The organism is Microcystis sp. M_OC_Ca_00000000_C217Col, from assembly GCF_007095585.1.
GTDB lineage: Bacteria > Cyanobacteriota > Cyanobacteriia > Cyanobacteriales > Microcystaceae > Microcystis > Microcystis panniformis.
In genome coordinates, this window is the sequence record NZ_SFBV01000188.1 from 1 (window position 1) to 8612 (window position 8612).

Here is an 8612-nt window from a genome sequence, read left to right on the forward strand (position 1 = left end):
TTAACCTGTTTGTGCCTTAAGTCCTTCCCTGTATGGATTTCAGCTACTTTTGAGCGTAGGCGCTCTCATCGAATTTTATTTTAAGTTAATTATTTGCATAACAATTCCCGAAGAGCCTTAATTTACAAACAGCCTCGCTGCAAGGTAAGCACTTAAAATTAAATTTACTTTTCTGTCAAGAAAATCCAGTAGTCTATGCTGATCCAACTAAATTTAAACAGGTAATTTTGAATGTTATTTCTAACTCAATTAAATTTACCGAAACGGGAACTATTTCTCTGATAACTCACCTAGAACATCCACAGGCTATTATCACTATAATCGATACAGGAATCGGTATCGACCCCCAGCAGCAATCAAAATTATTCCGTCCTTTTGTGATGATTGATGGTTCCACAACTAGAAAATTTAGCGGTACGGGTTTAGGATTAGCTATTTCTAAGAATTTTATGAAAATGATGGGGGGAGATATTACTATCTTTAGTCAAGGTCAAGGTTTAGGAACAACTGTGGAAATTATTCTTCCTCTGGTGGGGGAAAGAAAGCTTGATTTTACTCCACCAGAGGAAAACTCATCTTTGCCGATTCTTCCCTCTCTTAAAAGCTAAAATATCTCTATTTAACTACTGTAATTTCTGGGCAACTTAGTTTATAATTCCTCTAAACTTTCTACGGGTAAATTAACTACCTGATAAAAACCAAAAACCTCGATCGCATCGGTATAATTTGTTAATTCTTCTAAAGTTTCTGCGATTAAATGCTGTTGATCCAGATTAATCTCTAGATCGATAAAAAATATGTATTCCCCTAAAGATCGTTTAGTTGGTCGCGATTCAATACGAGATAAATTAAGCTGACGTTTGGCAAAAACTTCTAAAGGTTTGACTAAAGCACCAGGTTGATCTAAAACCTGAAAAGCGAGGGACATTCGCTCCCCTTGGGGATGGGAAGTTAAAGCCATTACCCAAAAACGGGTACAATTATCGGGATAATCATTAATTGGTTGTGTTAATATTGGTACATGATACAGTTTTGCTGCCCGGGGAGAAGCAATAGCGGCCGAATTGGCCTCTCGATCGAGAATTTGAATCGCTTCTGTGGTAGAATTAGTAGGAATAATCGGCACGGTAGGCAAATTATTTTCTAGCCATTTTTGACATTGAGCTAAAGCTTGGGGATGGGAATAAACGGTGGTAATTTCTGTTAGCGATTGTCGAGGAGATAGAAGTGCATGGGAAATCGGTAAAACTAATTCTTGTTGAATCTGTAACCCAGGTAATTGCCATAAAGCATCAAGAGTCATTACCACACTTCCCTCGGTGGAGTTTTCCACCGGGACCACTGCTAAATCGGCCTGATTTTGGACAACCGATCGCAAGGCCAGGGCAATGCTAGGATAGGGTATTAATTGATGAGGCTGGGATGCTAAACTGTTAGCATATGCTAAAGCGGCTGTTTCTGAATAGGTTCCCACTGGCCCCAGATAAGCGATCTTTACAGTCATTGAAATTATCCCCGCAAGCAATTTTTTCTAGCTATTACAGCCTTTCTCATAAATACTAAGTATAACCTAATTCAGCCAGGGTTTTCAGTTGATAATTGGGTAAAGGAGCAATATAGTAGGGAACCTTTTTAGCTAACTCTAGGGTACAGGTAATTTTTTAAACTTTGCCCTTACCGCCCAAAAATTGACAATCATAACTAGCATTGTGAAAAACCTTTTCTATCCGGTCAAGCAACAGGATTTTAGTGATAAAATAGTCAGTAATATCCGGTCGTTCGAGAACATCCAAAATTGTCACCCGCTCCCCCGTTAAGTCCGTGGAATCAGCCAGAATTTGAATCAGAGACAAACGGGGAGTCTTGCTATTGTAATCGGCCACTTCCGTATCTAACCAAAGAATGGGAAAATGGCAAAAGTGATCGATCGCATTCCTAATAGCGTCGGATTCCGTTAAATAAGGCATGGTTGCAGAGGCTGAAAAATGTATCAAAAAATCTTGATAGCAGTAGATTTGTCGGAGATGGGGGACAGTGTTTTTAAGGAGGCTGTATCCTTAGCCAGTAAGTACGAAGCTAACCTCCTACTACTGCACGTCCTTTCCCCTGAGGAAGATTATAGCCCTTTACCGATTCCACCCAATTTAGCCGATATTTACCCCGCCCAGGGTAATGATCTCACTCTTGATTTTTGGCGGCAACAATGGGAAGAATTCGAGCAGAAAGGGGCGGCTATGTTGCAAAAAAGAGCTAATCAGGCGGCAGAAATGGGTGTAAAGGGAGAATACCGGCAAATTTACGGTCATGCCGCCAAAACTATCTGTAAAGTGGCGCGAGAGGAGAATATTGATTTAATTGTTATCGGTCGGCGTGGGCGCTCGGGTCTAGGAGAGTTATTCTTAGGTAGTGTGAGTAATTATGTTCTCCATCATGCCCCCTGTTCCGTCTTAATTGTTCAACATCGTCAGGACTAAAAATTCCTGTTAGCGATTCCCCCCTAAAATCCCCAAACGATTAAAAGGAAAAAAGCGAAAAACCGCCCTACCAATCACGTTATTTTCCGGTAAAAACCCCCAGATATGGGAGTCATTGCTATTATTGCGATTATCTCCCATCACAAATAAATTATTTTCTGGCACGAGCAAAGGCATTAAATTATATTGAGGGGATTCTAGAATATAATCCTCTGCCAAGGGTTGATTATTCAGATAAATTTTGCCCTCCTTGACAGCAATCACATCCCCTGGGGTGGCAATCACTCTTTTAATAAAAGCTTGATCCTTTTGATATCCCTGTAATTGTAATTGTGCCGGCGGTTCAAAGACGACGATATCCCCCCGTCGAGGAGGATGGAAATCGTAGGAAAGTTTTTCCACCACTAAGCGATCGCCTTGTTCTAAAGTGGGTAACATAGAATCAGAGGGGATAAAACGAGGTTCAGCCACAAAAGTGCGGATCAGTAAGGCTAAAACTAAAGCTATAGTGATAATTTGCAGATTTTCTCGAATAGAAGCCCAAAAACTCTTGGATTTGTCCTTATTAATTTCTTGCTCTTGCATTATTGCCCAGATGATGGTTGATGTAACTTAGCTTTCGCTTGCTGCCAGAAAACTGTTAATTCCTCTAGTGTATAGTCATGGAGAGGCTTTTCTGCCACAGATTCCACTAGGGAAAAACGTTGAATAAAACGCAGATTAGTCTCTTGTAAAGCGATACTGGGATCTAAATCATACCAGCGAGCAAGATTGACAATAGTAAAGAGTAAATCGCCTAATTCGGCCTGTTGATGCTCTTTATCGCCCGATTCTAGGGACTCTTGCCATTCTGCCAACTCTTCGCCAAATTTTTCCCAGACTCCCGCGATATTTTCCCACTCAAAACCGACTCGCGCCGCTTGCCGAGAAATTTTCATCGCCCCGATCAAGGGTGGTAAAGTTTGGGCATAACGGGTTAATTTGCCACTAATAGTCGGGTCATTTTTTTCCTCAGCTTTGATTTTCTCCCAATTTTGACGCACCTGTTCGGGATTTTCTAGGGATAGATCCCCGAAAACGTGGGGATGACGACGAATTAATTTATCAGTGATGCCTCTAGCCACTTCTTCTAGGCTAAAATTACCCTCATCACTGGCAATTTGGGCTTGTAAAACCACCTGTAGCAGTAAATCGCCTAATTCCTCAGCAATGGCAGTTTTATCACCGCTTTTAATCGCCGCTACCACCTCATAAGCTTCCTCGATAACGTAGGGAATTAGGGTTGCCGGGGTTTGGGCTAAATCCCAAGGACAGCCGCTTTCTGGGTCTCGTAAACGGGCAACAACGCTGATTAAATGGTTTAATGCCGCTAAGATGGCCTTGTAACTGGGATTTTCGGTTTCTGGAAGGCTAGACATCGATTTTTTCCGGTTTTCTCGCCCATTATACCGGTTATCAGTGATCAGTTATCAGTGATCAGTGATCAGATGTGAGTTTTCAGTTAACTGATTACTGTTTAAGTAGTCTTGCAAAATAAATTTCCTAGTACAATTATTTGTAGGATGGGTTAGCGGTAGCGTAACATAATCGAGCGTTGGGTTTCATGCTTCAACCCAACCTACGTTCATCTTATATTTAATTCCGCCCACCTACTCATCTCCCTATCTTCCTAATATTCAGTCACAGCCTTTCTCATAATAGATGAAGTTTAACCTAATTTGAGCGAAGACCTACCCCCCAAAACGAAAACTTCGTACCTCACCATTCAGATAACTGCTTTAGCTAAATAGCAATGAAAAAACCCGGTAAAACCGGGTTCCACTAGCTTGGAATCTGTATAGTCAACCGATAAAGCAGTTGAAAACTTAAATAAATCTAAATAGAAAAAAGGTAAGTAATTCCACTGTAAGAAAATCAGATTTAATGAATCATCCCGCAAGTTAGGGGACAAGAAGCATAAACAGCTTGATGAGAAGTTTTTGCCTCACCGTGTAACCAGTGCAACCAGCTAACTTCATGGGGATGAACACCTTTTGCTGCTAACAAAGCGGCACTAATTAGGATAGCCAAAATGTTAATACCAATAATCATTCCCGCCACTAAAAGCACGGAACTAACCGGTAAAACCGACTGTAAGATAATCGCCGACAATGCCCCCACTGTCATCATTAATACTACTAAAGGAAATCCCACTACTAATAAACAGACAGTGAGGACGAAACTCCAGAGAAGAAAGCTTTTTAGCATTGCTAAAGAAACGTGGCCCCAGTTATTTCTTGCGGTTAATTGCATCTTCCTGACCTCTTACAAACTTGGTGGTCTAACTTTTCTGCACGTCGGCTCAAAGTTGATGAGAACCAGTATAGGGAAAACACCGAAGAAGATGAGCTATTCGCAATATAAATTTACAATCATCGCTGATTATCTATGTTATATGTATCGAACTATTACAAGAATCGGCGAGATGTATCGAAAACTTTACAATCGGTTTCCCTTGATCCCCAATCCAATTTCCTACTGAAATCCTTGATCCCCGTCGATAATCCTTTCTTGTCTCCCTGTCCGCAGATTTCTCCCCGTCTCCTTGTAACAAATCTTTACAAGTACCTCTAGAATTCTCAGAAAATAAGTGGACGACAGTAACCAGTAATCAGTCACCAGCAATCAGTAAACTGAAAACTCGCATTTGTCACAGAATTGACATCTGGCTGTTATAGTCCTGACAAATGAGAGTTATATGCTAAAGTTAATCCAGCAAAGGAATAAATTATTTCCCCTAGCCCAGCTTTCCTCAAGCTTCCCACACAGGGCCTAGGGGAAGTTTATTTTTCTGCCATGGAGGAAAACCGCTACCCGGCCCGAAAAGAAAATTTTTCTAGAACTTGACAAGCCTTGACAGCAGGGAAGACAGTCAGGCAGACTAACCTCAAAAGGTTTTTGGAGCGAAAATATAGTTTCTTGCCCTTCTGTCTCCCTAAACACGGTCTTAGCTCTGATGACGAGCATAATCATCCTGAAAACGCACTATATCATCCTCTCCTAAATATTCCCCATTCTGCACTTCGATTAATACCAATTTAATCACCCCAGGATTTTCCAGACGGTGAGCGGTACACTGCGGCACATAGGTGGACTGATTAGCGCCGAGAATTTCCTCGTTATCTCCACAGGTGACTTTTGCCGTTCCCGAAACCACAATCCAGTGTTCACTGCGATGGTAGTGCATCTGTAAACTGAGACGATGACCCGGATTCACTTCAATTCGCTTGATTTTATAACCAAGACCTTCTTCTAGAGTGGTGAAAGAACCCCAAGGTCTAAATTCTGTTGCTGCCGATTCTACGCTCGAAATAAGCTGAAATGGTGCCACATCTTGAGATGCGATCATTATATTATGTCTCCATTGCTAGGTCTGATCTTAGTCCAAGATAGCAGCAAAAACCCTAGATGGCATCTAAATCAGTGATCAGTAAACAGTAAACCGAAAACTCACATCTGATCACTGATCACTAATTCACTCTTCGTCGGTGTTGAGAATACGGGGAACCCGGAAATAATCCCCTTCTGGAGCCGGCGATTCCTGCACTAAGACCTCGTGATCGGGATAAGGTCTATTACCATCGGCGCGAGTGATATTTTGAATTTCGATCGCTCGCGTGGTGGGTGGCACATTTTCCGTGTCTAATTCGCTTAACTGCTCGAAATAATCGAGGATTCCGCTTAATTGCAGGGCAAATTGTTCTTCTTCGCCGCTATTAATCTCTAAACGGGCTAAATGGGCGATTTTTTCAACTGTAGCTCGATCGATCATGGGAGAAATGGGGTGTGGGGTGTGGGGTGTGGGGTGTGGGGAGCAGGGAGCAGGGAGATGGGTGTGGGGTGTGGGGTGTGGGGTGTGGGGTGTGGGGAGAATAAATAAAAATAATCTCCCGTCTCCCGTCTCCCGTCTCCTATCTCCTGACGACCGACTCCTGTCTCCTGACGACCGACTCCTCAATTTAAAAGAAAACATCAATTTCCGAGCGCCCGGTGATTTTCAGCCAGTTTTGGGCTTCAATGTAGTTATTGGGGGCTAATCGGATGGCTTGTTTCCAGTATTCTGCCGCTTTGTCGTAGAGTGCTTCCGCTTCGGCCTGTTGACCGTCTTCTCTGGCTTTTTCCCCCTGAAAATGGTAAATAACGGCGATATTATTCAAAGCGGAGGGCATTCTGGGATTAAGTTGAATAGCTTCTTCGTAGTATTCTAGAGCCTTTTCATGCTCGCCGTTACTAGCGTGGATAATGCCGATATTGTAGAGGATATAACTGCGATCGTTAGGATCCTCTTCTAATGTTAAAGCCTCATAGTAATTATCGAGGGCTTCGGCGTATTCGCCGTCAGCTTGGGCAGACATCCCATCGCGGTAATAAACAAACGCTTCCTTGGCTTTTTTATTGGCGGGGAGTATCTTTAAAATGATATCCGCCATGACGGTAAAAGATTTATCAATAAAATTATCGTTACGTTGAGTGCGTGGCATAGTTAGAACGATTAGGCGATCGAAATGACTACTTACCTTTATAGCACTCGCCAGCACCCCCAGGGCTGTTTTTCTAATTTTTCTGGCTAGGGTTTCGATTTAGAGTATCTTTGCTAGTCCGGCAATGGCAAGAAGTTAATGGCTCATTCTCCAGCCAAGAACCTAGTCGGAACACATCTCATTCCGACGAGCATTGGTGCAACTTTACCCAAGATTCTGAGTAATTAGGGCTGGCTGAATAAATATAAAAACCTTGTTGGGTAAGACTTTTAGACCTTTTGTCAATCAAAAAGCACTGGATATGGGAGTGATCGGGGGGAAATTTAGGCACTTTTTCCCTGAAAATTAGGTAATTGGCCACCTCAAAACTGGTAAAACCCCACACCCCACACCCTGCCCCCACCGAAAAACTTTTTGCCGCAAACCCTAATTAGGTTGGTTCCTATCGCTCTTGGAGGGACTTTCGGAAATCCCTAACCGAATCTAGGTTCTGAAACCCTTGCTTGACAAGGGAACGCTAACTTTTTTTCTAATAAAAACTCAAATTTCGGGTTTCTGTTAGTTAGCGATAGCTTGAAGGCTTACTCCATAAGAGAGCTAGGGTTTAGAGACTGTAAGACTTTTGCCAGACTCCCTCCAAGAGCGTTAGAAGCAAAGCACTCATTAAAAACATGATTAACCTAGAATTCACGGAAGAAGAAAAGAACAAAGAAAGGTAGCATCTCACCTTTGTAACCCCTAAATCAGGTTTTTATGTCAAGCTATTTTGAAAGCCTTGCTAGAAACCAGTTTTAGGGATAAGTATAATTACTCACTTGCATAAATTAGATGCTCCCAAAAGAAAAAAGAACTCACTGTATTATGAAAGATTTCATCATCCCGATCCCCGGGTTCAACTGAAGATGGAAGTTCTTTGGTTAAAGAGTCAAAAAATACCGCACCCAAAAATTTGTCAGTTAGCAGGAATCTCGCCAAATACCTTATTAACCTATCTTCGAGATGATCAAGAAGGCGGAATAGAAAAATTAAAAGAAATCAACTTCTATCGCCCTAAAAGTGAATTAGATTTTCAAAGAGAAACGCTCAAAAAATATTTTGAGAAAAACTCACCAGCCACAATAAATGAAGCTGTATATAGAAGAGAAGAATTGACAGGAATAAAACGAAGTCCTACCCAAGTGAGGAAATTCTTAAAATCAATGGGAATGAAATGTTTAAAAGTAGGTTCTCTTCCTTCTAAAGCTGACCCAGATGAACAAGAAGACTACAAAGAAAAAAAGCTAGAACCCAGACTAAATGAGGCTAAAGAAGGAAAAAGGGCTGTTTTTTTTGTTGATGCGCCTCACTTTGTTATGGGAGCATTTCTCGGTTTTGTTTGGTGTTTTGAGAGACTTTTTGTTAAGTCACCGAGCGGGCGTAAACGCTTTAAGGTTTTAGGAGCATTAAATGCGATAACCCATGAAGTTATTCTGGTAACATATGACACTTATATTACAGCAACTCAAGTATGTGAACTCACGTCAAAAATAGCTGCTTTAGGACTAATGATTCCCATCACTCTAGTCTTAGATAATGCCCGCTATCAAAAATGTAAAATTGTTGAAGAATTAGCTCTTTC

General features: G+C 41.7%; 11 protein-coding genes and 1 pseudogene. 3 read left to right on the forward strand and 9 right to left on the reverse strand.

Going from position 1 to position 8612, the window contains the following annotated elements; genetic code table 11:
- Positions 1-116: 116 nt before the first annotated feature.
- Positions 117-608, forward strand: a pseudogene (locus tag EWV66_RS10900) (ATP-binding protein); the annotation flags it as partial.
- Between the two features lie 41 nt (positions 609-649).
- Here the strand turns inward: EWV66_RS10900 and pheA are convergent.
- On the reverse strand, positions 650-1504 hold the full coding sequence (gene pheA, locus EWV66_RS10905; RefSeq protein ID WP_052276927.1) for a prephenate dehydratase: 855 nt from the start codon (positions 1502-1504) through the stop codon (positions 650-652).
- 157 nt (positions 1505-1661) lie between these two features.
- Complete coding sequence (locus tag EWV66_RS10910) at positions 1662-1967, reverse strand: ribonuclease D (protein WP_072924041.1); 306 nt, start codon at positions 1965-1967, stop codon at positions 1662-1664.
- A gap of 18 nt (positions 1968-1985) precedes the next feature.
- Between EWV66_RS10910 and EWV66_RS10915 the strand changes: the two genes are divergently transcribed.
- A complete protein-coding gene (locus EWV66_RS10915; RefSeq protein ID WP_002770104.1) occupies positions 1986-2474 on the forward strand; it encodes a universal stress protein in 489 nt (162 codons plus the stop codon).
- Between the two features lie 9 nt (positions 2475-2483).
- Here EWV66_RS10915 and lepB read toward each other — a convergent pair whose 3' ends face one another.
- The 7 genes from lepB to EWV66_RS10950 form a co-directional block, all read right to left on the reverse strand.
- Positions 2484-3059, reverse strand: a complete 576-nt coding sequence (gene lepB, locus EWV66_RS10920; protein ID WP_002770106.1) for a signal peptidase I — start codon at positions 3057-3059, stop codon at positions 2484-2486.
- The gene (gene mazG / locus EWV66_RS10925; protein WP_052276929.1) at positions 3059-3892 is read right to left on the reverse strand and encodes a nucleoside triphosphate pyrophosphohydrolase; all 834 of its coding nucleotides are present in this window, start codon (positions 3890-3892) and stop codon (positions 3059-3061) included. Before mazG ends, lepB begins: the two co-directional genes overlap by 1 nt.
- Positions 3893-4394: 502 nt before the next feature.
- Positions 4395-4766: a hypothetical protein gene (locus EWV66_RS10930; protein ID WP_002760125.1), complete on the reverse strand. Its 372-nt coding sequence runs from the start codon at positions 4764-4766 to the stop codon at positions 4395-4397.
- A 694-nt stretch (positions 4767-5460) separates the two neighbouring features.
- Positions 5461-5862 (reverse strand): phosphomannose isomerase type II C-terminal cupin domain, encoded by a 402-nt coding sequence (locus EWV66_RS10935; RefSeq protein WP_002760121.1) that lies wholly within the window; start codon positions 5860-5862, stop codon positions 5461-5463.
- Positions 5863-5988: 126 nt separating this feature from the next.
- Positions 5989-6285: an Asp-tRNA(Asn)/Glu-tRNA(Gln) amidotransferase subunit GatC gene (gatC, locus tag EWV66_RS10940; RefSeq protein ID WP_002770116.1), complete on the reverse strand. Its 297-nt coding sequence runs from the start codon at positions 6283-6285 to the stop codon at positions 5989-5991.
- Between the two features lie 187 nt (positions 6286-6472).
- The gene (locus tag EWV66_RS10945; RefSeq protein WP_002770118.1) at positions 6473-6994 is read right to left on the reverse strand and encodes a photosystem I assembly protein Ycf3; all 522 of its coding nucleotides are present in this window, start codon (positions 6992-6994) and stop codon (positions 6473-6475) included.
- A 178-nt stretch (positions 6995-7172) separates the two neighbouring features.
- Positions 7173-7397 carry a hypothetical protein gene (locus EWV66_RS10950; protein WP_081417815.1) on the reverse strand — a complete coding sequence of 75 codons (225 nt, stop codon included), beginning with the start codon at positions 7395-7397 and terminating at the stop codon, positions 7173-7175.
- A gap of 412 nt (positions 7398-7809) precedes the next feature.
- Here EWV66_RS10950 and EWV66_RS10955 point away from each other — a divergent pair.
- The coding region (locus tag EWV66_RS10955) for an IS630 family transposase (protein WP_287108948.1) at positions 7810-8612 on the forward strand (803 nt) is incomplete at its 3' end.

Coding starts and splice junctions, on each gene's coding strand:
- EWV66_RS10910 (WP_072924041.1), bottom strand. CDS start 1,967: ATGCCTTATTTAACGGAATCCGACGCTATTAGGAATGCGATCGATCAC.
- EWV66_RS10930 (WP_002760125.1), bottom strand. CDS start 4,766: ATGCAATTAACCGCAAGAAATAACTGGGGCCACGTTTCTTTAGCAATG.
- mazG (WP_052276929.1), bottom strand. CDS start 3,892: ATGTCTAGCCTTCCAGAAACCGAAAATCCCAGTTACAAGGCCATCTTA.
- pheA (WP_052276927.1), bottom strand. CDS start 1,504: ATGACTGTAAAGATCGCTTATCTGGGGCCAGTGGGAACCTATTCAGAA.
- lepB (WP_002770106.1), bottom strand. CDS start 3,059: ATGCAAGAGCAAGAAATTAATAAGGACAAATCCAAGAGTTTTTGGGCT.
- EWV66_RS10945 (WP_002770118.1), bottom strand. CDS start 6,994: ATGCCACGCACTCAACGTAACGATAATTTTATTGATAAATCTTTTACC.
- EWV66_RS10915 (WP_002770104.1), top strand. CDS start 1,986: ATGTATCAAAAAATCTTGATAGCAGTAGATTTGTCGGAGATGGGGGAC.
- EWV66_RS10935 (WP_002760121.1), bottom strand. CDS start 5,862: ATGATCGCATCTCAAGATGTGGCACCATTTCAGCTTATTTCGAGCGTA.
- gatC (WP_002770116.1), bottom strand. CDS start 6,285: ATGATCGATCGAGCTACAGTTGAAAAAATCGCCCATTTAGCCCGTTTA.